This window comes from Rhizobacter sp. Root1238, from assembly GCF_001425825.1.
In the GTDB taxonomy this organism is placed as follows: domain Bacteria; phylum Pseudomonadota; class Gammaproteobacteria; order Burkholderiales; family Burkholderiaceae_C; genus Rhizobacter.
Map to the genome: position 1 here is coordinate 67,736 of NZ_LMDM01000018.1, position 22,348 is coordinate 90,083.

The 22,348-nt window shown below is 71.5% G+C and carries 21 protein-coding genes; 8 read left to right on the forward strand and 13 right to left on the reverse strand.

Features of this window, described 5'->3' with window-relative positions:
• Positions 1 to 50 precede the first annotated feature (50 nt).
• Positions 51 to 1,823 carry a TonB-dependent siderophore receptor gene (locus ASC98_RS15075; RefSeq protein ID WP_162249282.1) on the forward strand — a complete coding sequence of 591 codons (1,773 nt, stop codon included), beginning with the start codon at positions 51 to 53 and terminating at the stop codon, positions 1,821 to 1,823.
• A gap of 25 nt (positions 1,824 to 1,848) precedes the next feature.
• On the opposite strand, the gene ASC98_RS15080 is transcribed toward ASC98_RS15075, so the two are convergent.
• Positions 1,849 to 5,514, reverse strand: a complete 3,666-nt coding sequence (locus ASC98_RS15080; protein ID WP_200953023.1) for an ATP-binding protein — start codon at positions 5,512 to 5,514, stop codon at positions 1,849 to 1,851.
• A 166-nt stretch (positions 5,515 to 5,680) separates the two neighbouring features.
• Here ASC98_RS15080 and ASC98_RS15085 point away from each other — a divergent pair, with 166 nt between their 5' ends.
• Entirely contained in the window at positions 5,681 to 6,034 is a 354-nt protein-coding gene (locus ASC98_RS15085; protein ID WP_056809901.1) for a hypothetical protein, read from the forward strand.
• Here the strand turns inward: ASC98_RS15085 and dapA are convergent.
• Positions 6,018 to 6,899 (reverse strand): 4-hydroxy-tetrahydrodipicolinate synthase, encoded by an 882-nt coding sequence (dapA, locus tag ASC98_RS15090; RefSeq protein WP_056809902.1) that lies wholly within the window; start codon positions 6,897 to 6,899, stop codon positions 6,018 to 6,020. The genes ASC98_RS15085 and dapA overlap by 17 nt on opposite strands.
• Before the next feature lie 109 nt (positions 6,900 to 7,008).
• Positions 7,009 to 7,914 (reverse strand): LysR family transcriptional regulator, encoded by a 906-nt coding sequence (locus tag ASC98_RS15095; protein ID WP_056809904.1) that lies wholly within the window; start codon positions 7,912 to 7,914, stop codon positions 7,009 to 7,011.
• Positions 7,915 to 8,012: 98 nt separating this feature from the next.
• Here ASC98_RS15095 and ASC98_RS15100 point away from each other — a divergent pair, with 98 nt between their 5' ends.
• Positions 8,013 to 9,200 carry an MFS transporter gene (locus ASC98_RS15100; protein ID WP_056809905.1) on the forward strand — a complete coding sequence of 396 codons (1,188 nt, stop codon included), beginning with the start codon at positions 8,013 to 8,015 and terminating at the stop codon, positions 9,198 to 9,200.
• A 13-nt stretch (positions 9,201 to 9,213) separates the two neighbouring features.
• Complete coding sequence (locus tag ASC98_RS15105; RefSeq protein WP_082541937.1) at positions 9,214 to 10,479, forward strand: SGNH/GDSL hydrolase family protein; 1,266 nt, start codon at positions 9,214 to 9,216, stop codon at positions 10,477 to 10,479.
• Here the strand turns inward: ASC98_RS15105 and ASC98_RS15110 are convergent.
• The 10 genes from ASC98_RS15110 to ASC98_RS15155 all read right to left on the reverse strand — a co-directional run bounded on the left by ASC98_RS15110 (position 10,458) and on the right by ASC98_RS15155 (position 19,355).
• Positions 10,458 to 11,666, reverse strand: a complete 1,209-nt coding sequence (locus ASC98_RS15110) for a beta-propeller fold lactonase family protein (RefSeq protein WP_056809907.1) — start codon at positions 11,664 to 11,666, stop codon at positions 10,458 to 10,460. The two genes, ASC98_RS15105 and ASC98_RS15110, sit on opposite strands and share 22 nt — an antisense overlap.
• Before the next feature lie 118 nt (positions 11,667 to 11,784).
• Positions 11,785 to 11,982, reverse strand: coding sequence for a zf-HC2 domain-containing protein (locus ASC98_RS15115; RefSeq protein ID WP_056809909.1), 198 nt, complete (start codon positions 11,980 to 11,982; stop codon positions 11,785 to 11,787).
• Entirely contained in the window at positions 11,979 to 12,536 is a 558-nt protein-coding gene (locus tag ASC98_RS15120) for a sigma-70 family RNA polymerase sigma factor (RefSeq protein WP_056809911.1), read from the reverse strand. Before ASC98_RS15120 ends, ASC98_RS15115 begins: the two co-directional genes overlap by 4 nt.
• Positions 12,537 to 12,648: 112 nt before the next feature.
• Positions 12,649 to 13,044 (reverse strand): D-ribose pyranase, encoded by a 396-nt coding sequence (gene rbsD, locus ASC98_RS15125; RefSeq protein ID WP_056809913.1) that lies wholly within the window; start codon positions 13,042 to 13,044, stop codon positions 12,649 to 12,651.
• Positions 13,041 to 13,946 (reverse strand): ribokinase, encoded by a 906-nt coding sequence (gene rbsK, locus ASC98_RS15130; RefSeq protein WP_200953022.1) that lies wholly within the window; start codon positions 13,944 to 13,946, stop codon positions 13,041 to 13,043. Before rbsK ends, rbsD begins: the two co-directional genes overlap by 4 nt.
• Positions 13,943 to 14,995 (reverse strand): LacI family DNA-binding transcriptional regulator, encoded by a 1,053-nt coding sequence (locus ASC98_RS15135; protein ID WP_235581280.1) that lies wholly within the window; start codon positions 14,993 to 14,995, stop codon positions 13,943 to 13,945. Before ASC98_RS15135 ends, rbsK begins: the two co-directional genes overlap by 4 nt.
• Entirely contained in the window at positions 14,992 to 16,002 is a 1,011-nt protein-coding gene (locus ASC98_RS15140; RefSeq protein WP_200953021.1) for an ABC transporter permease, read from the reverse strand. Before ASC98_RS15140 ends, ASC98_RS15135 begins: the two co-directional genes overlap by 4 nt.
• A gap of 36 nt (positions 16,003 to 16,038) precedes the next feature.
• A complete protein-coding gene (locus tag ASC98_RS15145; RefSeq protein ID WP_082541935.1) occupies positions 16,039 to 17,643 on the reverse strand; it encodes a sugar ABC transporter ATP-binding protein in 1,605 nt (534 codons plus the stop codon).
• A 25-nt stretch (positions 17,644 to 17,668) separates the two neighbouring features.
• The gene (locus tag ASC98_RS15150; protein ID WP_056809917.1) at positions 17,669 to 18,628 is read right to left on the reverse strand and encodes a sugar ABC transporter substrate-binding protein; all 960 of its coding nucleotides are present in this window, start codon (positions 18,626 to 18,628) and stop codon (positions 17,669 to 17,671) included.
• 298 nt (positions 18,629 to 18,926) lie between these two features.
• Complete coding sequence (locus ASC98_RS15155) at positions 18,927 to 19,355, reverse strand: H-NS family nucleoid-associated regulatory protein (RefSeq protein WP_235581281.1); 429 nt, start codon at positions 19,353 to 19,355, stop codon at positions 18,927 to 18,929.
• A 134-nt stretch (positions 19,356 to 19,489) separates the two neighbouring features.
• On the opposite strand from ASC98_RS15155, the gene ASC98_RS15160 reads away from it, so the two are divergent.
• From ASC98_RS15160 to ASC98_RS15175, 4 genes are all read left to right on the forward strand, one after another.
• The gene (locus ASC98_RS15160) at positions 19,490 to 20,224 is read left to right on the forward strand and encodes a phosphatase PAP2 family protein (RefSeq protein WP_082541934.1); all 735 of its coding nucleotides are present in this window, start codon (positions 19,490 to 19,492) and stop codon (positions 20,222 to 20,224) included.
• 57 nt (positions 20,225 to 20,281) lie between these two features.
• Complete coding sequence (locus tag ASC98_RS15165) at positions 20,282 to 20,872, forward strand: SIS domain-containing protein (RefSeq protein ID WP_056809921.1); 591 nt, start codon at positions 20,282 to 20,284, stop codon at positions 20,870 to 20,872.
• 19 nt (positions 20,873 to 20,891) lie between these two features.
• Complete coding sequence (gene trxC, locus ASC98_RS15170) at positions 20,892 to 21,314, forward strand: thioredoxin TrxC (RefSeq protein ID WP_056809923.1); 423 nt, start codon at positions 20,892 to 20,894, stop codon at positions 21,312 to 21,314.
• Between the two features lie 99 nt (positions 21,315 to 21,413).
• Complete coding sequence (locus tag ASC98_RS15175) at positions 21,414 to 22,235, forward strand: DUF4239 domain-containing protein (protein ID WP_162249281.1); 822 nt, start codon at positions 21,414 to 21,416, stop codon at positions 22,233 to 22,235.
• Positions 22,236 to 22,348: the final 113 nt, after the last annotated feature.

The following is a 22,348-nucleotide window of genomic DNA, read 5'->3' on the forward strand; positions in this document are numbered from 1 at the left end:
GCGGCGGCCTGCGCGCCGAGGCACTGCTCGACCAACCGCTCGAGGCCTTGATGGACGTGCGACTCACGACGCTCGGGCGCCGGGTCCAGCCCGAGCAGGACCTGGCCATCGCCACCAGCGTGCTCTCCGGCGACGACCTGCGCCGTGGCGGCGCGCGCACCGTGCTCGATGCGCTGGACTGGATGCCGGGCGTGTCGGTCTCGGCCTTCAACGGCCGCACCACCAGCGTGGCCACGCGCGGCGACGGGAGTTCGCTGATCGCGCACAACACGCTGATCATGCGCGACGGCCGCGCGCAGGAAAGCGCCGGCGGCGGCCCGCCCTGGGCGTTCCTGAACATGCCGATCGAGCATGTGCAGCGCATCGAGATCCAGCGCGGCGCGGGCAACACGCTGTGGGGATCGAGTGCCGCCAACTGCGTGATCAACATCGTCACCCGCAGCGCGGGCGACAGCAACACCGGCGCGGTCGACGCCGACAGCAACGGTCGCCGGGCCGCCGCCGCCCAATGGGGAATGCGATCGGCGTCCGGCTGGAGCACCTCGTTCTGGATCGCCGGCAACCACCAGCCCGGCACCGACACCTTCGCCGGGCGCGACGACTGGGACAACGTCGACGGCCGCTCGCTCGACGCGACCGCCCGCCTGGCGGTCGAAGGGGGCAGCGAAGCGGCCTTCAACATCAACACCTACGACGACGCCGGCGGCAGCAGCGCGATCGTCGGCCGCGCCAACGTGCGCCGCGAACAGCGCACGGCCCAGCGCGAAGCCAGCACCCGGCTGACGGTGCCGCAGGCCGACAGCGGCCAGATCGAGCTGGCCGGCTACGTCCAGGACATCAAGGTGCGGACCGAAGGCGGCGGGCAGTCGGCACGCCGCAACAACGACCTGTCCGGACGACGCTTCTGGCGCCTGGGCGCCCACGACGCGATGGCCGGCGGCAGCGTGCACACCACCGTGGTCAGGCGCACGGCGGGCGCCACCGGGCTGACGACCGAGACGCAGGAGCAGGACCTGCAGGTCTACGCCCAGGACGAATGGCATTTCGGCGGGGACCGCGGCGCACTGATCGTCGGTGCGCAGGCCCAGCGCGAGTTCACCGACACGCAGGTCGACAACATCTACGCCACGACGCTGCGGCTGCGTTGGGCCGCGACGCCCGACCTCTCGCTGTGGGCCGGCCTGTCGCGCTCCGGCACCTCGCCCAACGGCGGCCAGAAGCTGGACATCCCGTCGTTCGAGACCGGCCTGCGCTGGCACGCCAGTCCGGGCCTGCAGGTCAACGGCGTGGTGTTCGAGCAGCGCTTCTCGTCGTTGTCGGTGCCGGTCGCAACCGGCGGACCGGGGCAGCCGCCGCCCGGGCCGGGATCCCCGCCGCCGCTGGACACCCGGCTGCGCGTGCATGGCATCGAGGGCGACCTGCACTGGCAGGCGATGCCGCGCGTCAAGCTCGATGCATCGTTCACCGCGTTGCGGGCCCGTTTCGACATCGCCGACAACCGCACCGCGACGCTGGCCACCGAGGCCGGCTACTTCGGCGCGACGCCGCGCAATTCGTTCAAGGCCCGGGCGCTGTACGAGATCGACGAAAGACAGTCGGTCGAAGTGGGCCTGCGTGCCCGGTCGGACCTGAACTTCGGCGCCTCGCCCGGGCGCGGCGTGCTCGACCTGGTCTGGCGCCATCGCCTGCCGCAGTCGGTGGAACTGGGCGTCGCGCTGAAGCAGCTCAACCACGACAGCCTGCCCGATTTCCGGCCGAACAACTCGCCGTTCGCGTACCGCGAGGTGCGCACGCTGGCGCTGTGGCTGTCGTGGGGCGTCTGACCCTGCGCCGGCTCGCCGACCGCCCTCAGCGCAGCAGTTCCAGCAGCGTCTCCATGTCGACCGGCTTCACCAGGTGCTCGTCGAAGCCGTGCGCGGCCGACTTGAGCCGGTCCTCGGCCTGGCCGTAGCCGGTCAGCGCGATCAGCTTCAGCGCGCTGCCGCCCGCCTTCGCCCGGATGCGCTGCGCGAGCTCGTAGCCGTCCATCACCGGCAACCCGATGTCGAGCACCGCGATGTCGACCGGATGCTGCTCCAGCAGCTGCAGCGCCGACGGTCCGTCGTGCGCCACCAGCGGCCGATGGCCGAGTGCCTCCAGCAAGGTGGCCATCGTGGTCGCCGCGTCCTGGTTGTCGTCGACGACCAGCACGCGCCGCACGCTGTCGTTCGCGGCGACGCGCCACGCATCGGCAGCAGCCGGCGCTTCGGCCCGCACATCGGCGGCCTGCAGCGGCAGCCGCAGCGTGAACCGGCTGCCGCGCCCCGGTCCGTCGCTCTGCGCACCGAGCGTGCCGCCGTGCAGCGCCGCCAGGCTGCGCGCGATCGCGAGGCCCAGGCCGAGCCCGCCATGCGGCCGGTTCAGCGCCTGCCGCTTGCCCTGCACGAAGGGCTCGAACACCACCGCCAGCTCGTCGGACGACATGCCGATGCCTTCGTCCTCGACCTCCAGCAGCGCATCGTCGCCGTCGCGCTGCGCGTGCAGCGTCACATGGCCGCCGACCTCGGTGAACTTGGTCGCATTGGTCAGCAGGTTCGCGACGATCTGCCCCAGCCGCACCGCATCGCCCTGCAGCGGCAGGTCTTGCGCCACCAGCACCTGCAGGCGCTGGCGCTTCTGCTCGAACAGCGGGCTCACCGTCTCGACCGCCTGGCCGATCACCGTGCCGAGGTCGATCGGCGCGCGCTGCAGCTCGACGCGCCCGCGCGTGATGCGCGCGACATCGAGCAGGTCGTCGACCAGCCGCACCATGTGCCGCACCTGGCGCTCGATGATGCCGCGCTCCTTGACCGCCGCGTCCTGCCAGTTCATGCGCATCAGGTGCAGCGCGGTCAGGATCGGCGCCAACGGGTTGCGCAACTCGTGGCCGAGCATCGCGAGGAACTCGTCCTTCGCGCGGCTCGCGTCCTCGGCCTGCTGGCGGGCGCCCAGCTGCTCGGTCACCTCGTAGGCGACGACGGCGATCTTGACCGGCTCGGCACCGTCCGGCTCGGTCAGCGGCTGGTAGACGAAATCGAAGAAGCGCGGACCGGGCAGCCGCACCTCGAAGGCCTTCTCGAAATGCGGTTCGCCGGTGTGCATCACGCGGGCGAGCACCTCCTGCAGGCCCAGCCCCTGCAACTCGGGCAGCGCCTGCATCAGCGGCAGTCCGAGCAGCGGACGGTCGCCGACCAGCCGCCGCTGTTCGTCGTTCGCATAGCTGAACACATGCTGCGGCCCGTCGAGCAGCGCGACCGCGACCGGCGCGTTGTCGAACACCGCGACCAGCCGGCGGTTCGCCGCATCGCGGACCGCATGCATCTGCTCGCGCACCAGCAGCACCTCGACGCGCGCCGCCAGTTCGCGCGACGAGAATGGCTTCACGATGTAGTCGTCGGCGCCCCGGGCCAGCCCTTGCAGCCGCGCCTCTTCACCCGCATGCGCGGACAGCAGGATCACCGGCAGCGTGCGCAGCGCGTCGTGGGCGCGGATGCGCTCGAGCAGGCCGAAGCCGTCGAGCTCCGGCATCATGATGTCGGTCACCACCACGTCGGGCCGGTGCCGGGCGATCGCGGCCAGCGCCTGCAGGCCGTCGGCCGCGGCCTCGACGTTCCAGCGCGCGCCCAGCACGCCGGCGATGTAGCTGCGCATGTCGGCGTTGTCGTCGACGATCAGCACGGTCGCCCGCGACGCGTCGGCGGCCTGCTCCGGGCGCTGCGCCACCGGCGGCGCATGGCCGGCCCGCAGTGCGTCCTCGACGAACGCGTCCAGTGCCGCCGATGCGCCCACCGCCGCCGGCGCAACGCCCACGCGGTGCGCCGGCAGGTGCGCCGCGCCGAGCGGCACGCGCACCGTGAAGCGGCTGCCGCGCCCCGGCGCGCTCGTCACGGTCACGCTGCCGCCGTGCAGGCGCACCAGCTCCTTCACCAGCGCGAGGCCGATGCCGGTGCCCTCGTGCGAGCGCGAGCGTGCCCCGTCGACGCGGTGGAAGCGGTCGAACACATGGGCGAGCGCGTCGTCGTCCATGCCGATGCCGGTGTCGCGCACCTCCAGCACGGCCTCGCCGGCCTCGGTGCGCAGCGACAGCGCGATCTCGCCGTCGAAGGTGAACTTGAACGCGTTCGACAGCAGGTTCAGGACCACCTTCTCCCACATGTCGACATCGACGAACACCTCGTTCGCGAGCGTTTCGCAGTCGACGACGAAGCGAAGCCCGGCATGCTCGATCGCCGAGCGGAAGGCCGACGCGAAATCGCGCGTCAGCGCCGCCAGGTCGGTGGGCTGGTAGCTGGCCTCGACGCGCCCGGCCTCGATGCGCGAGAACTCCAGCAGCGAATTGACGAGCTTGCGCAGCCGCTCGCCGTTGCGGTGGGCGAGCCGCAGCGCCTCGGCCACGTCGGGCGGCAGGTCCGGGCGCAGCAGCGCATCCTGCAGCGGCCCGAGCATCAGCGTCAGCGGCGTGCGCAGCTCGTGGCTCACGTTGCTGAAGAACAGGTTCTTCGCGCGGTCGAGCTCGGCCAGCGCCTCGGCCTTCTGGCGCTCCTCCAGGCGCGCGCGCACCTCGCCGAGCCGCGACGCGACCTGCGCGGCGACCAGCGACAGGAAGCTGCGGTAGTCGTCGTCGAGCCGCCGGCGCGGGCTGATGCCGACCACCAGCGCGCCGACGTTCGGCGCCTGCCCGGCCACCACCAGCGGCAGCACGACCGCCTGCAGCACCGGCTCGGTCCACGCGCCGCGGATCTCGCCGAAGTGCGCCGCGATGCCGTCGGCCAGCTGGGGCAGCCCGCTCAGTTCGGCCTGGCGAACCGGCAGCGGCGACGTCGCGTCGCGCGCCAGCCGGCGCGGCAGCGCGTCGGGCGGCACGTTGGCGGTCTGCGTGACGCGGGCGAGTTCCGGGCCGCGGCCATCGGCCGCATCGGACAGGTACAGCGCGGCGAACGGCAGGTCTTGTGGGCTGTTGCCCAGCGTCGAGACGAGCTGCGCCGCGGCGGCCGCGAGCGTTGGCAGCTCGCGGATCGGCAGCGCGGCCAGCTCGCGCAGCAGGCGCAGCCGGCGCTCGCCGATCGCTCGCCCGGTGTCTTCGACCACCACGCACAGCATGCCGGCCACGCCGCCGGCATCGTCGTAGACCGGGCTGTACGAAAAGGTGTGGAAGGTTTCCTCGAGGTAGCCGCTGCGTTCCAGGAACAGCTGCAGGCCTTCGTCCCAGGTGGCGGTGCCGGTGCTCAGCACCTGGCCGATGCGCGGGCCGATGTCGTGCCAGATCTCGACCCAGACCACGTCGGCGCGCGCGCCGAGCACCCAGTCGCGCTTGATGCCGACGGTGGGCAGGTAGGCGTCGTTGCAGAAGAACGTGGCCTCGCTGCCCCACGCCATCCACATCGCGAAGCGCGAGTCGAGCATCACCCGCACGATGGTCTTCAGGCTCTGCGGCCAGCCGCGCGGGTCGCCGAGCGGCGTGCGCGCCCAGTCGAACGCGCGCATGCGCTCGCCCATCTCACCGCCTCGCTCCAGGAACCTCAATGACGCGTCGACCATCGCCGGATGCTAGCGTCGAAAGCAACAGCCGGTGACGCGCGTTACGGTCGGACCGCAGGCCGCGTCGCCCGGGCCCGGCGCAGGCTCGGTTAACCTCGTGGACCTTGCAACTCCGACCCGTCCCATGCGCCTCTTGCCGATCGCCTGCCTGCTGTGGTTCTCCTGCGCCGCCATGGCGCAACCCGTCGCGTCGAAGGACGACGTCGTCGAAGGCGGGCTGCAGTCCGGCCAGCGCTACCAGCTGGCGCAGCATTGCGGCGCGAGCGATGCCGCGCTCGACGCCTACAAGGACCGTTTCGAGGCCGAGGCGCGCGGCCGCCAGGACCTGCTGGCCAAGCTGGACATCAACATCCTGAAGCTGTTCATGCAGGGGCGCCTGAACGGCGACCTCGCGTTCGAGGAACTGAAGGCCAGGCCGCAGGCCGAGCGCGACGCCGCCTGCCAGCAGGCGCTGAAGTCGATCAGCCCGACAGGCTGACCCCGGCCTGCTGCCAGGCCTCGCGCAGCGCGGCCGCCACCGGCGCGCTGGCCGCGGTCATCGGCGCGCGCAGCGCCGGGCCGACCTGGCCGAGCGCCGCGAGCTGTGCCTTCAGCGGGCCCGGGTTCGGCTCGGCGAACAGCGCAGCGACCATCGGCGCCAGCGCATGGTGCAGCCGGCGCGCGAGCGGCAGGTCGCCCGCCTGCACCGCGTCATACATCTCGACGAAGCGCCGCGGATGCAGGTGCGCGCTGGCCGCGATGGCGCCCTGCCCGCCCTGGCACAGCGTCGTGAAGATGTTGTGGTCTTCGCCGGACAGCACCGCGAGCCGGCCGTCGGCGATCAGCGCCTGCGTCTTGCGCGGGTCGCCGCCGCAATCCTTCAGCCCGCGCACGCCGGGAATCGCCGCAATGCTGCGCAGTGTCGCCAGGCTCATCTCGGTACCGGTGCGGTACGGGATGTCGTAGACCACGATCGCGCTCGGTGCGGCGGCCGCGACCTCGCGGTAGAACTCGACGATGCCTTGCTGCGACGGCCGCACGTACGACGGCGGCGGCACCAGGAAGCCCGCGACCGGCTGCTCGCCGAAGCGCCGGCAGGCGGCGGCGACCTCGCGCGGCGCGATGCCGCTGACGCCCATCAGCACCTTGCGTCCGCCGGCCGCCTGCAGCACGGTGCGCAGCACCGCGGCCTGCTCGGCCTCGTCGAGCGTGGCCGCTTCGCCGGTCGTGCCGCAGGCCACCAGGCCGTGGATGCCGTCGGCCACCAGGCCGGCGACCAGCGCGGCGAGCCGTTCATGGTCGACCCGACCGTCGGCCGCGAACGGCGTGACGACGGGTACCCAGATGCCGGAAAGTTGCTGCATGACGGCCTTCCTCTCGTGCGCCGGGGGAAAACAGAAAGCACCCGGACAGGCTGGGCATTCTAGGCACCCTGGCCCGGGCCAGCCGGGCGCTCCCCCCGGTGCCGCGCGGTCAGCCGATCCGCACGTTCTCCACCAGGAAATCCAGCAGCGCCCGCACCCGTGACGGTAGGTGACCACCCTGGCCGACGAACACCGCGTGCACCTCTTCGACATCGCCGGGGTTGAACGCTTCCAGCACCGCCACCAGCCGCCCGGCAGCGAGGTCGTCGCGCACCTGGAAGGCCGCCAGCCGCGCCAGCCCGAGCCCCGCCACCGCGAGCCGGCGCAGCGATTCGCCGTCGCTCACCTGCGCATTGCCGTTCAGCGGCACCGGCACGACCTGCCCGTCGTGCAGCAGCGGCCAGCCCTCCAGCGCCCTGGCATAGGTGAAACCCAGCCGGTTGTGCGAGGCCAGGTCGGCCGGCGTCATCGGCGTGCCGCGCTGCTGCAGGTAGGCCGGCGAACCGACGATCAGCTTGCGCGTCTCGCCGAGCTTGCGGGCCAGCAGCCGCGAGCTCTTCAGCGGCCCGGCGCGCACCGCAACGTCGGTGCGGCGTTCGAGCAGGTCGATCACCTCGTCGGTCAGCACCAGGTCGAGCGTGACCTCGGGATGCAGCGCCAGGAAGGCCGGCACCAGCGGCAGCAGGAAATGCTCGCCGAACGGCACGTTGACATTCACGCTGAGCCGCCCGCGCGGCGCATCGTTGGTGGCCGCGCCGCGCTCGGCTTCGTCCAGGTCGGCCAGCACGCGCACCGCGCGCTCGTAGAACACGCAGCCTTCCGGCGTCAGCTGCACCTGCCGCGTCGAGCGGGTGACCAGCCGCACCGCGAGCCGCGCCTCCAGCCGGCCGACCAGCTTGCTGACCGCCGACGGCGTCATCCGGAAGGCCCGTGCCGCGGCGGAGAAGCCGCCCAGCTCGACGACCCGCACGAACACCTCCATCTCGCCAGAACGGTTCACCTCCAGCCGTGCCATGTTGAACTCGGTTCACAAGTGTTTTTCCGGCGGGCAGTCTAGTCCAGGAATGGATTCGAACTCATCATTCCCCACTCGATGGCATTTGAATTCACAACATGAAGAACACCAGACTGGCGCTGTATGCGCTGACCGTCGGCGCTTTCGGCATCGGCGTCACCGAATTCGTGATCATGGGCTTGCTGCTCGACGTCGGCACCGACCTGGGCGTCTCGGTGTCGGCGGCCGGGCTGCTGATCTCCGGCTATGCGCTCGGCGTGGTGGTCGGCGCCCCGCTGCTGACCGCGCTGACGCAGCACTGGCCGCGCAAGACGCTGCTGCTGGCGCTGATGGCGATCTTCACGCTCGGCAACCTGAGCTGCGCGCTGGCACCGAGCTACGAGCTGCTGATGGCGGCGCGCGTGCTGACGGCGCTGGCCCACGGCAGCTTCTTCGGCGTCGGCTCGGTCGTCGCGACCGGGCTGGTGCCGCCGCAGCAGCGGGCGTCGGCGATCGCGATCATGTTCACCGGGCTCACCGTCGCCAACATCCTCGGCGTGCCGTTCGGCACCTGGCTCGGCCAGCAGGTCGGCTGGCGGGCCACCTTCTGGGCCGTCGGCGCAGTCGGGTTGCTCGCGATGGCGGCGCTCGCGCTGTTCGTACCGGCCCAGCCTGCCAGCCGCGACGGCAGTTCGTTGCGCGCCGACCTCGACGCGCTGCTGCGCCGCCCGGTGCTGCTCGGCTTCGCAACCACGGTGCTCGGTTTCGCCGGGCTGTTCGCGCTGTTCACCTACATCGCGCCGCTGCTGACGCAGGTCAGCGGCTTCAGCGCCGCGGCGGTGTCGCCGATCCTGCTGGTGTTCGGCGGCGGTCTGGTGATCGGCAACCTGGCCGGCGGCAAGCTGGCCGACAGGCACCTCGCCCGCACCGTGCTCGGCTCGCTGGCGGTGCTCGCGGTGGTGCTCGCGCTGACCGGCTGGGCCCTGCACAGCCGGGTGGCTGCGGTGCTCTTCGTCGGGCTGCTCGGTGCCGCATCGTTCGCAACCGTCGCACCGCTGCAGATGTGGGTGCTCGACAAGGCCCAGGGCGCCGGGCAGAGCCTGGCGTCGAGCTTCAACATCGCGGCCTTCAACCTGGGCAACGCGCTCGGCGCGTGGCTCGGCGGCGCGGTGATCGCGAACGGGCCGGGGCTGGGCTCGCTCGCGTGGGTTGCCGCACTGCTGCCGCTGGCGGGCCTGGCCATCGCCGCGCTGGCGATGGCGCTGGACCGCGCGCCGGCGCCGATCGCTTCCTCCGCCAACGCCTGACCCGGGAGACCCCATGACTGCACGCCGCACGCTGCGGCGCGGCCTCGCCGCGACCGTCTTCGCCACCATCAGCGCCCTCGCCTGCCTCGCGGCGACGCCGACGCGCGCCGAGCCCGCATGGATCACCAGCTGGACCGCCAGCCCCGAGGCCAGCTGGGGCGCGGAATTCGCGCTGCCGACCGGCACGCCGCCGTTGCTCGACCGCCAGACGCTGCGCCAGGTCGTGCGGCTGAGCCTCGGCGGGCGCCGCGTGCGGCTGCAGCTGTCGAACGAGTACGGCCGCGAGCCGCTGGTGATCGGTGCGGCGCGGGTGGCACTGGCAGCGGACCCCGGTCGCGGTCGGGTGGTCCGCTTCGGCGGACAGGCCGGCATCGTCGTGCCGCCGGGCGCCTCGGTGCTGAGCGACCCGGTGGCCCTGACGGTGCCCGCGCTCGCCCCCCTGGCCGTCAGCCTCTACCTGCCCGGCCCGACACCGACCCGCACCTTCCACTGGGATGGCCGGCAGGCCGCGTCGGTCGTGCCCGGCAACCAGGTGGCGGCCGCACGGCTGCCGCCCACGCCAGGGCTCAGCGCGCGGCTGTTCCTGAGCGGCATCGCGGTCGAAGCCGACGCGCCGGACGGCAGCGTCGTCGTGCTCGGCGATTCGATCACCGACGGCAACGGCGCGACGATGGACGCCGACACCCGCTGGCCCGATTTCCTGGCGGCCCGGCTCGCGCCGCAGCGCGTGGCGGTGCTGAACGCCGGCATCTCGGGCGGCCGCCTGCTGAGCGACGGCATGGGGCCGAGCGCGCTCGCCCGCTTCGACCGCGACGTGCTGATGCAACCCGGCGTGCGCAGCGTGATCGTGCTGATCGGCATCAACGACATCAGCTGGCCGGGCACGGCCTTCGACCCGCAGCGCCGGCCGCCCGAGCTCGCCGAACTGGTCGCCGGCTACCGCCAGCTGATCGCCCGCGCGCACCGGCGCGGCGTGCGCGTGCTCGGCGCGACGCTGACGCCGTTCGAAGGCGCCCTCGCTGGCACGCCGCTCGCCGACTATTTCCAGCCGGCCAAGGACGCGCTGCGCCAGCAACTCAACGCGTGGATCCGCGACAGCGGCGAGTTCGATGCGGTGCTCGACTTCGACGCGCTGCTGCGCGACCCGTCGCAACCGTCGCGCCTGCAGCCGGCCTTCGACTCCGGCGACCACCTGCACCCGGGCGACGCCGGACACCGCGCGATGGCCGACGCGGTGCCGCTGCGGGCGTTGTTCGATCAGATCCCGACCAGGCCCTGAAGGCTCAGGTGCGTCGCGGTGCCGATCACCGATTCGCCCAGCTTCGCCAGCGAGCCGTTCAGCCCGATCGCGTACGCGACGACCTTGTCGTCGCCGAGGTACGCGGTGTACAGGAACTTGCCGTCCGGGCTGATCCACGAATCGGCCGCGACGCTGTTGACGCCGGCCTGCGCAGGCGGCTCGAGCGCCGCGGTGGCGTCGAGCAGCGTCAGCGTGTTGCCGCTGATCGCGTACGACGAGACCGACCCCGAGCCGTTGCCGACGAACGCCGTCTTGCCGTCGGGCGTGACGACCAGCCAGCACGGCGCCGCGGTGCCCGGCGCGCTGGCCTGGCCCAGCGCCGCGAGCGCGCCGGTCGCCGAGAACGAGAACGCGTTCAGCGATTGCGTCGAGATGCCGGTCGACAGGTAGACCGGCGACGCGGCGCCCGGCACGAAGGCACCGGCGAACGGCGTGGCCAGCACGCCGGCCGACGTGACCGGGGTGCCGAGCGTGCCGTCGGCCGCGATGGGGAACGACAGGATCGCGTTGCTGCCGGTGCCGGCGCTGACGACCGCGAAGCCGCCGTCCGGCGACACGACGACCTGCGTCGGCGCGGCGCTCGCGAGGCCGCCGAGGGCCACCAGGTCGTAGCTGCCGAGCTGGGTCAGCCCGCCATCCGCCTCGACCTTGAAGGCCGCCAGCTGCGACGCGCCGCCGATGAAGGTGGCGTACAGCACGCCGTGGTTCAGCGCGAGACTGTTCGGAATGTGGCCGGCGGCCGTCGTGCTGCGCTTCTTCAGCGTCAGCGCGCCGGTGCCGGGGTTGACCGACATCACCGAGATCGAATCGTCGCCGCCGTTGACGACGAACACCAGCGCGCCGTCGGGGCTCGCGATGATGCTGTGCTGGCTGACCAGCGAATCGGGCACGGTGTTGCCGGCGGCATTGACCGCGTTGGTGCCGGCGCCGCCGGTCGGCGTGGTCTCGCCGCGCAGCAGCGTGCCGTCGGCCCGGCGGGTGAAGTGCACGACGGCGTTCGCCGTCTCGTTGGTCTCGGTGTAGAGCTGGTTCGACAGCACCGACGGCGGGGCCGGCGTCGGTGCATCGTCGTCGCCACCACCGCAGGCGGCGACGAGCAGCGTGGCGGCGAGCGCGGTGGCGAGCAGCGCGACGCGGTGGCTTGAAAGGTTCCTGGCGTGGTGCATGTTGTTTCCTTCGAGTGATGTGGGCAGCGCCAAAGCCTTGGCGCTGCGGTTCGTCGAAGGGAAACCGGCCCACTTACCCGTTGGATGCACCCGTTCCGAAATGTGATGCTCGCGTGATCTACGAGCTGCCGAGTTGGCGCACCGCGTCGCGCAACACCCCCAGCTGCCCCTGCACGTGACGGCACATGCTGCAGACGCCCAGGTGCTCGACCAGCCGCCGCTCGTCGTTCGGCGGCAATGGCGCGTCCTGCGCCGCGCTCAGCAGGTGCGATGCCACGCGGCAGTCGATGTCGTCGTCCTTGGTCGTCTCGCTCATGCCGCGTCCTCGAACCAGCGCAGTTGCAGGCACTCGCGCAGCTGCATGCGGGCGCGGTACAGCATCACGCTGCAGTTGTTGCTGGTGATCTGCAGCTCGCCACAGATGCCGTCGATCTCCAGCTCGAGCCACTCGCGCATCATGAAGATGCGCGCGAGCTTCGGCGGCAGGTTGTCGATGCACAGCTGCAGCGTGTCGAAGAACTGCGCCTGCTCCAGCGCCCGCTCCGGGTGCTGCCAGGCCGGCGGCGCCTCGCGCCAGTGGCCGTCCGCCGCGAACAGCGCATCGAGCGCGTCGTCGACGCTCTGCTCGGCCAGCGGCTCCACATGGATCTCGCGGCCGCGCCGGCGCAGCACGTCGATGATCTTGAACTTCAGGATGCCGGTCGCGTAGGTCTTCAGCGAGCTGCGGCCCTCGAAGCGCTCCGGCGTCTCGAGGATCGCCAGCAGCGTTTCGGACACCACGTCCTCGGCCAGGCTGTCGTGGCGCAGCTGCAGTTGCGCGAAACGCAGCAGCGGCTGGTGCAGGCTCGACAGTTCGGTGGCGATGTCCATGGGCCACGACTCTACCGCGCCTGCCGGGACCTCAGCCGGCGCCGGGCCGCCCCAAGGCGGCTGAGCGCCCCCTCGGGGGGCAGGAACGCAGTGACGTGGGGGGGTCATTTCTTCAGAACACGACGCCAGCGTACAGCAGCAGGTTCGCGTACGGCGTGAACTCGCCGGTGCGCACGATCGCGCGCGCCGAGGCGCTGCGCCGCTTCAATTCGTCGTGCGACAGGCGCTCGACCGGCACGCCCGGCAGGCGCTCGCCCGCCAGCGCGACGAATGCCGGGCTGCGCTGCACCGCTTCGTCGGCCAGTGCGGCGCGTTCCACCTGCATCTCGCTGAGCAGCGCCTGCAGCACCTGGTCGAACGACGGCACGCCGCGCGTCAGCGCGAGATCGATGCACGGCGTGCCGGCCGGCACCGGCAACCCGGCATCGGCGATCACGACCAGGTCCCCATGGCCCAGCCCCGCCACCAGCTGCGACAGGCCGACGTGCAGTAGCGCGGTCTTCTTCACGAGGGCGAAAGCGCCGGTTGCAGGTCGCGCGCGTACGGCATCGCGTCGATCGTGCCGGGCCGCGCGACGCTGAACGCCGCCGCCTGCTGCGCGTGCGCGATGGCCGCATGAAGCGGCGCGCCGGCGCAGCGCGCGGCCGCGAACGCGCCGATGAAGGTGTCGCCGGCCCCGGTCGTGTCGACCGCCTGCGTGCGCGGCGCCGGTGCGTGCAGGTTGGAGCGCTCGTCGGCGCACTGCACGCCCTCGGCACCCAGCGTGACGATCACCGTCGACGGCCCGCGCTCGTGCAGCCGCGCCGCCGCCTCGGCCGGCGCGAGCGCCGCGCCGAGCAGCACCGCCGCCTCGCTCTCGTTCGGCACCAGGATGTCGACCTGCCGCAGCAACGCCGCCGGCAAGGCCTGCGCCGGCGCCGGGTTCAGCAGCACCGGCACGCCGGCCGCATGGGCGATGCCGATCGCCCGCGCCACCGCCGCGAGCGGCGATTCGAGCTGGCACACCAGCAGCGCCGCCGACCCGATCAGCGCCGCCGCCGCATCGACCTGCGCGACGCCGAGCGCCGCGTTCGCGCCGGCCGACAGCGCGATGCTGTTCTGCCCGCGGTCGTCGACCAGGATCATCGCGACACCGGTCGGCTGCGCCACCTCGGCCAGGTGCGTGAGCTCGATGCCCTCGGCCGCCAGCCGGCGCCGCGCCTCGCGGCCATGGTCGTCGGCACCGACGCAGCCGATGAAGCTGACCGCCGCGCCGAGGCGCGCCGCGGCCACCGCCTGGTTCGCGCCCTTGCCGCCGGGCAGCACCTTGAATTCACGCCCGTGCACCGTTTCGCCGGGGCCGGGCAAGCGTTCGCAGCGCAGCACCAGATCGGCATTGACGCTGCCAAGCACGACGATCGGCCCCGTCATGGCGCCACCGGCCCGGTCGACTGCCGCACCGTCAGCGACGGCTGCAGGATCTCGCGCTGCAGCGCCCGCCCGCGGTCGGCGATGCGCTGCATCAGCAGCTGCGCCGCCAGCTCGCCGGTGCGGTGCTTCGGCTGCGCGACCGTCGTCAGCGGCGGGTTGCTGTAGGCCGACAGCGCGATGTCGTCGAAGCCGATCACCGACAGGTCCTGCGGAATGCGCAAGCCGTGCGACGCGGCCGCGCAGATCGCGCCGATCGCCATCAGGTCGTTCGAGACGAACACCGCGGTCGGCTGCACGTTGCCGTCGAGCAGCGACGCCATCGCGGCATGGCCGCCGGCGCTGGTGAAATCGGCGCTGCGCAGCAGCCGGTCGTCGACGGTGAGGCCGGCCTCGCGCAGCGCGCGGTGGTAGCCCAGCACGCGCTGGCGCGCCGACGACAGCGTCTGCGGCCCGGCGATGCAGGCGATGCGGCGGTGCCCGAGCGACAGCAGGTGCTCGGTCGCGATCACGCCGCCCGCCTCGTGGTTGACCTCGACCAGGTCGGCCTCCAGGTCGTCGATCTCGCGGTCGACCACCACCTGCGGCATCGTGGCGTCGCGCAGCGTGTCGAGCAGCTCGCCGTCGGCGCCCGACGACATCACGATCAGCCCGTCGACCTGCTTCTCGCTGAGCAGGCGCACATAGGTGCTCTGCTTCAGCGGGTCGTCGTCGGAATTGCACAGGATCACGTTGAAGCCGGCCTCGTAGCAGGTGTCCTCGATGCCGCGGATGATCTCGGCGAAATACGGGTTCGAGCTGTTCGGGATCATCATCCCGACGGTGTGGGTCCGGTTGCTCTTCAGGCTGCGCGCCAGCGCGCTCGGCACGTAGCGCAGCTCCTCGATGGCCTGCTGCACCCGCTGGCGCGCCGCGTCGCTGACGAAGCGCGTGCCGTTGACCACGTGCGACACCGTCGTCACCGACACCTGGGCCTGCAGCGCGACGTCCTTGATCGTGCTGATGCGCGCCGGCACGCGGGCCTCGCGCCCGCTGCGCTCGTGGCCGTTCATCGCGCGGCACGCTGCGCCAGGCGTGCGCGCAGCACGTCCAGCACCACCGCGAGGATGATGACGAAACCGGTGACCATCTGCCGAAGGAAGTCGCTCATGCCGATCAGGATCAGGCCGTTGGCCAGGACCCCGATGATGCACGCGCCGAGCAGCGTGCCGATGATCGAGCCGCGCCCGCCCGACAGGCTGGTGCCGCCGATGATCACCGCCGCGATCGCGTTCAGCTCGAAGCCGATGCCCGAGATCGGGCTCGCGATCGTCAGCCGCGTCATGTAGATCACCGCGCCGACGCCGACCGCCGCGCCGCAGATCACGAAGGCCGCGATCTTGTAGAAGCGCACGCTGTGCCCGGCCAGCCGCACCGCCTCTTCGTTGTTGCCGATCGCATAGACCAGGCGGCCGAACACGGTGCGGTTCAGCACGAACCAGCCGGCCAGCACCAGCGCGAGCGCCACCAGGAAGATCGCCGGCACGCCCAGCAGCGTGGCGCTGCCGAAGTTGTTGAAGGCATCGGGGAATTCGTAGATGGAGCGCGCCTGCGTCCATTGCAGCGCGGCGCCGCGGGCGATGTTCAGCATGCCCAGCGTGACGATGAACGACGGGATGGCCCACCAGGCCGACACCGCGCCGTTGACCAGCCCGCAGGCGGCGCCGACCGCGATGCTGGCCGCCAGCGCCAGCACGATCGCCAGCGCCGGGTCGAGCCCGTCGAGCTTCAGCACCGTGCCGGCGACCACCGCGCAGAACGCCATCACCGAGCCGACCGACAGGTCGATGCCACCGATCAGGATCACGAAGGTCATGCCGACCGCGAGGATCACGTTGATCGAGATCTGCGTGAAGATGTTGGTGATGTTGCCGGCGGTCAGGAAGATCGGCGACAGCAGCGCGAACACGCCCAGCAGCACCAGCAGCGCCAGCCCGATGCCGGCCTCGCGCAGCACCAGCGCGGCGCGGTCGCCCATCGAGGCAGCGGCGGCAGGGGTCGAAGAAGAAGTCAGGTTCATCGCTTGCATTGCATCCAGGCCTGTGCCGTTTGTCGCTCAGGCCGCTTCCTGCGGCCGAACGAGGTATTCGCGGTACGCCATCGCGAGGATGGCCTCTTCATCGAACTGCGCGCGCGGCAGCTCGCCGACCAGCACGCCGCGGCTCATCACCAGCATGCGGTCGCACAGCCCGATCAGCTCGCGCAGGTCGGACGAAACCACCAGCACCGCCATGCCCTGCGCCGCCATGCGTTCGAGCAGCGCGTGGATCTCGGCCTTCGCGCCGACGTCGACACCGCGCGTCGGCTCGTCGAGCAGCAGCACCTTCGGGTCGCGCAGCAGCCACTTGCCGAGCACCACCTTCTGCTGGTTGCCGCCCGACAGCTGGCGCACCGGCTGCGCGATCGACGCGAGCCGGATCTGCAGCTCGCCGACCATGCGGCGCGCGGCCACGTTCTCGGCCTCGGCGCGCAGCAGCCCGCCGCGCGACACCGCGCCGAGGCGGGCCAGGCTCAGGTTGGCGCGGATCGGCATGTCGAGCACCAGGCCTTCTTCCTTGCGGTTCTCGGTGACCAGGCAGATGCCGTGCGCCAGCGCATCTCGCGGGCTGGCGATGCGCACCGGCTGCTCGTCGCGCAGGATGCGGCCGGCGGCGGCGCGGTCGGCACCGAAGATCGCACGCAGCGTCTCGGTGCGGCCGGAGCCGACCAGGCCGGCCAGCCCGACGATTTCGCCATAGTGCAGGCTGAAATCGATGGTTGGCGCGCTGGACGAGGTGTCGCGCCGGCCGGCGTGGCGCAGGCCCTCGACGCGCAGCGCGGCCGGGCGCGCCGCATCGAGCACCGGCGCGACGCGTGCCGGCCGCTCGACCAGCTCGCGCCCCACCATCAGCCGGACCAGCTCGCCGGTCGAGGTGCCGGCCATCGGCTGCGTGGCCACGTGCCGGCCGTTGCGCAGCACCGTGACGCGGTCGCAGACCTCGAACAGCTCCTGCAGGTGGTGCGATACGAACACCACCGTGACGCCGTCGTCGCGCAGCTTGCGGATGATCGCGAGCAGCCGGTCGGTCTCGCGCGGGGTCAGCGTCGCCGTCGGCTCGTCCATGATGACGATGCGCGCCGCGCCCTCGTGCGGATTTCCCTGCTGGTTCGACAGCGCCTTCGCGATCTCCAGCAGTTGCTGCTGCGCCATGCCGAGCGTGCCGACGCGCGTCGCCGGCGACAGCTCGTCGAGCCCGACCAGCGCGAGCAGCTCGCGCGCCCGGCGGTCCATCGCAGCGCGGTCGAGCAGCCCGAGCCGGGTGCGCGGCAGCCGCTCGAACAGCAGGTTCTCGGCGACCGACAGCTCGCCCAGCATGTGCAGCTCCTGGTGCACGACGCGGATGCCGGCACGCATCGCGGCCAGCGGCGTCTGCGGCGCGTAGGCCTCGCCGAACAGCCGCATGCGGCCGGCGTCGGGGCGGTCGGCGCCGCACAGGATCTTGATCAGGCTGGACTTGCCGGCGCCGTTCTCGCCGGCCAGCGCGTGCACCTCGCCGCGCATCAGCGTCAGGTCGACGCCGTCGAGCGCCGTCACGCCGGGATGCCGGCGCGTCAGCCCCTGCAGCTCGAGGGCGACGGCGGCCGTGCCGGCGCCGGTTCGGATGGTGTCGTCGTGGTCCACGCGCGGGCTCCGGGGGCAGCGCGGCTTACTTCAGGTTCTTGGCCGTGACCAGCTCGATCGGCGTCTTGACCCAGCCCTTCAGCGGCTGCTTGTCCTTGCGCGACTTGATGCCGTAGTCGATCGCGTTGGCCGCCATGTCGGTGCCGAACTGGTCGACCGTCGCCAGCACCTTGCCCTGCTTGATCAGCGGGCGGATGGCCGGGATGTTGTCGAAGCCGACCACCTTGATCTGCCCGGACTTGCCGGCGGCATCGAGCGCCTTCGAGACGCCGAGCGCCATCGAGTCGTTGGCCACCATCACGCCCTTGATGTCGGGGTTGGCCGTCAGGATGTTCGTGAAGACCGCGTTGGCTTCCTCGGTCTCCCAGTGCGCCGTCTGCGATGCGACGATGTTCAGCTTGCCGGCCTTGGCCGCATCCTCGAAGCCGAGCTTGCGCTGCAGCGCGTTGTCGGCGCCGGGGTTGCCTTCGATGATGACGATCTTGGCGCCCGGGCCGATCGCCTTCGCGAGTTCGTCGCCGGCGAGCTTCGCGCCGGCGCGGTTGTCGGGACCGACGAACGCGAGGTCGAGGCCGGCCTTCTTCATCGCCGCCGGGTCGAGCGCGACGTCGAAGTTGACGACGGTGATGCCGGCCTTCAGCGCCTTCGCGATCGGCGCGACCATCGCACGCGAATCGGCCGGCGCGATCACGATCACGTCGTACTTCTGCGTCACGAAGTTCTCGACCGCCGCGGTCTGCGCGTCGAAGTCGGTCTCGGACTGCATGCCGACCGCCTTCAGCGAGAAGTCGCCACGCTTCTTCTCGTGGGCCAGCGCGCCTTCGGTCATGTTCTTGAAGAACTCGTTGGCCAGCGATTTCATCACCAGGCCGACACGCGGCTTGGCGTCGTCGGCATGGGCGGCGGTCAGGAAGAAGCCGGCGGCCAGGGCGGCTGCGGCCGCCGCGATGCCGCGGCGTTGGCGGCTGTTGAAAGCGATCGTCATGTTCGATGTCTCCTCGAAGCGTGGATTGTTGCCCGGGCGGCGGGACGATCAACACCCGGACGGTACTGCGTTCGCACCACGTTCTGGTTGCGGCGGTCCATCCCGTACGCAAACGTTTGCGCGAACGTTTGCTATTTGAGGATCACCAGGAGACTGACGCCAGAGGGAATACCCGCAGTGGCGGCGGAAGCGGGCCGAGCGCCGGGTCGCCGCAGGCCTGTCCTGAGCCTGTCGACGGGCCGGCCCGCATTCCCTTCGGGGATCGGTCGACGTCCCCGTCGACCGAGGGGCTGCTACCTCAGGCTGCGAAATCCGTGAGCTGCTTGCCGGCGGCGAGCGCATCGCGCAGCCACTTCGGACGGGGGCCGCGGCCGCCCCACACGTTGCCGTTTTCGTCGCGGAACTTGACCGCGCCGTCCGCCTTCTTGCGACCGCGCTTCGCGGCCACCTTCTTGCCGGCCGCCTTCGGGCCGCGCTTCGCGCCGCCGAGGCCCAGGTCGGCGGCGGTGAGCCCGTAGGCCTCGATCGCTTCCTTGATGCGGACGACGACGCCTTCGATTTCCTTGCGTTGCAGCTTCTCGGCTTCACGCGTGAGGTTGGCAATCTCTTTTTTCAGTTGGGCCAAAGTTTTCGACATCGGAGTTTCCATGAGTTGCGACAGGCGCCGCCTCCCGTGCCGGTTCTTGATGTGACCGACTTTCCTTCGTACGCCGAGACCGGACCGCACGCCGTGGGCTGAGCCCCGCAGCGTGCCGGCGCGACCATAGCACAGCGTAAGGGGCGTGATGGAGTTGGCGTCGCCGCGTCGGCAACTGCCGCAGCTAAGGCGGCCCTAAGTCTGGCCCGCGAGCATCGCGGTCCATGTCTCCCGTCCTTTCTGACACGCCGGCCCGGCCTGCGGACCTGCTGCGCGCCGACCTGCGGGTCGTGCTGCTGTCACTGGCCGTGCTGCTCGCGTGGGACCTGAGCGGCCTCGACTTCACGCTCACCGCCTGGTTCGGCAACGCCCACGGCTTTGCGTGGCGCGACCGCTGGCTCACCGGCACGCTGCTCCACGACGCCGTGCGCTATCCGGCCTGGGCGCTGTTCGGCGTGCTGCTGGTCGGCATCTGGAAGCCGCTGCCGTTCGCCCGCGCGCTGAGCCGGCGCGAGCGGGTCTGGTGGGTGTCGACCACGCTGGCCTGCGTGGTGCTGATCCCGCTGCTGAAGCGCAACAGCGCCACCAGCTGCCCGTGGGATCTGGCCCGCTTCGGCGGCGACGTGCTCGACTACGTGCCGCACTGGCAGTTCTGGAAGCGCGATGGCGGCCCCGGCCGCTGCTTTCCGTCGGGGCATGCGTCGACCGCCTTCTCGTTCCTCGCCGGCTGGTTTGCGCTGCGCCGGGCGGCGCCGATCGCGGCGCGCCGCTGGCTGGCGATCACGCTGGCCTGCGGCGGCCTCTTCGCCTGGGTGCAGGTGATGCGCGGCGCGCACTACCTGAGCCACTCGCTGTGGACCGCGTGGGCCTGCTGGGCGGTCTGCGTGCTGGCCGTTCACGCCGCGCGGCTGCGGCGTGCGGTGCCGGCGGCCGTCGGACTGGGTGCGGCCAAGGGTTAACCTCGGGGCATTGCGGACGGGCTGGCCGTCCCCAGATGCCTTGATGGAACACCCGCCATGATCGAACACATCCAATCCAACCTGCGCGAAGCCCAGCGCGCGCTCGACGCGCTGCTGTCCGACGGCCCGGCGCTCGCGAGCGTCGAGCAGGCCGCCGAGCTGCTGATCCAGGTCTTCGAGCGCAAGGGCCGCGTCTACTCGTGCGGCAACGGCGGTTCGATGTGCGACGCGATGCACTTCGCCGAAGAGCTGACCGGCCGCTACCGCGACGACCGCCCGCCGCTCGGTGCGGCCGCCATCAGCGACGCCAGCCACATGAGCTGCGTCGGCAACGACCTCGGCTACGAGCAGGTGTTCTCGCGCTATGTCGAGGCGCACGGCCGGCCGGGCGACTGCCTGCTGGCGATCAGCACCAGCGGCACCAGCAAGAACATCCTGCGCGCCGCCCGCGCGGCGAAGGACAACGGCCTGTCGGTGATCGCGCTGACCGGCAAGCGCAACCCGGCGTTCGAGGCGCTCGCCGACGTCTACGTCTGCACGCCCGGCGGCCGCTATGCCGACCGCGTGCAGGAGCTGCACATCAAGGTGGTGCACATCCTGATCGAACTGATCGAGCGCCGCTTCTTCCCTGAGAACTACGCGGCCTGAGGACCGCCCGGAGTCCCGCATGCAACTCGTCTGCCCCGCCTGCCTGACCCGCAACCGCGTGCCCGATGCGCGGCTGGCCGACGACCCGCTGTGCGGCCAGTGCGGCGCGAAGCTGCTGCCGGCGCATCCGATCGATGTCGACGACGCGAGCCTGGAGCGCCACGTGGCCGGCAACGAGATGCCGCTGCTGGTGGATTGCTGGGCCGCGTGGTGCGGGCCCTGCCGTTCGATGGCGCCGCAGTTCGAAGCGGCATCGCGGCAGCTGCCCGGGGTGCGCTTCGCGAAGCTCGACACCGAGGCGGCACAGCGCAGCGCGGCGGCCTGCGGCATCCGCAGCATCCCCACGCTGCTGCTGTTCCGCGGCGGCAAGGAGATCGCACGGCGCAGCGGGGCCCTGCCGGCGCAGGAGATCGTCTCGTGGGTGCGCTCGCAGGTCGCCTAGGCTGAGCCGCCGCGCGCCGACCCACTCGCGGTTTTTTCGAAGGTCGATCTCAGCATCCCGCTGATGGCCGGCCATGGCACGCGTGGCTATCGTGCCGGCATGCCTCTCGCCTTCTACGACCTTCCGAACTGGCTCTTCGGCCTGTTGATCAGCGGCGGCTGGGTGCTGGTCGGGCTCGGCGGCTACCTGGCCTTCCAGCGCGTCTGCCGCGTCACGTTCGCCGAGGGCGACCGCAACCTCGCGATCGCGTTGCTCGGCGTGATCGCCACCATCAACTCGCTGCTGCTGGCGTTCTCGGCGATCTCGGTGTGGGAGTCGTTCGGCTCGGCCGAGAAGGCGGTGCGCAACGAGGCGGTCATCATGACGGCGCTGGGCCGCGACCTGATGGTGTTCGACACCGCGCAGTCGCGCGTTGCCCGGGACTTGCTGCAGAAGTACGGCGCGGCGGTGGTCGACCAGGAGTGGTCGGCGATGCGCCGCGGCGAACTGCCGGAACAGGCGCGAGACCTGCTCGACGACATGTTCCGCGCGGTCGGCCGCATCGACCCGCTCGGCGCGCGCGAAGCGGCGTTGATGCCGGAGATCTGGGCCCGCACCAACGAACTGATCAAGGCGCGTCGGGAACGCACCCAGGCGAGCGAAGCGCAGGTGCCGAGCACGCTGTGGAGCGTGGTCGTGCTGGCCACGATGCTCACGCTCGTGACCACCTATGTGCTGCCGCGCTCGGCCTTCAACCTCGCTGCGGTGGGCTTGCTTTCGGGCGTGTTCGGGCTGGTGTTCTTCTTCATCGCCGCGATGGACCGGCCGTTCGCCGGCTCCGAAAGCATCGGCCCGGAGCCGATCCAGCGGACCGTGCAGACGATGGCGAGGTGGTCGGCGCAGGCGGCCGAGGCATCGGCCTCGAAGGCCACGGCGCGGTAAACCGGGCGCCATTGCAACTTCTGTCGCTTTGGCGCAATTCGCGGCCCGCGCGCGCCGGATCGATGTCGTGCGATGTGCTGCGGCTTGCATCCTGTTGCATCGCGTCTCGCGGA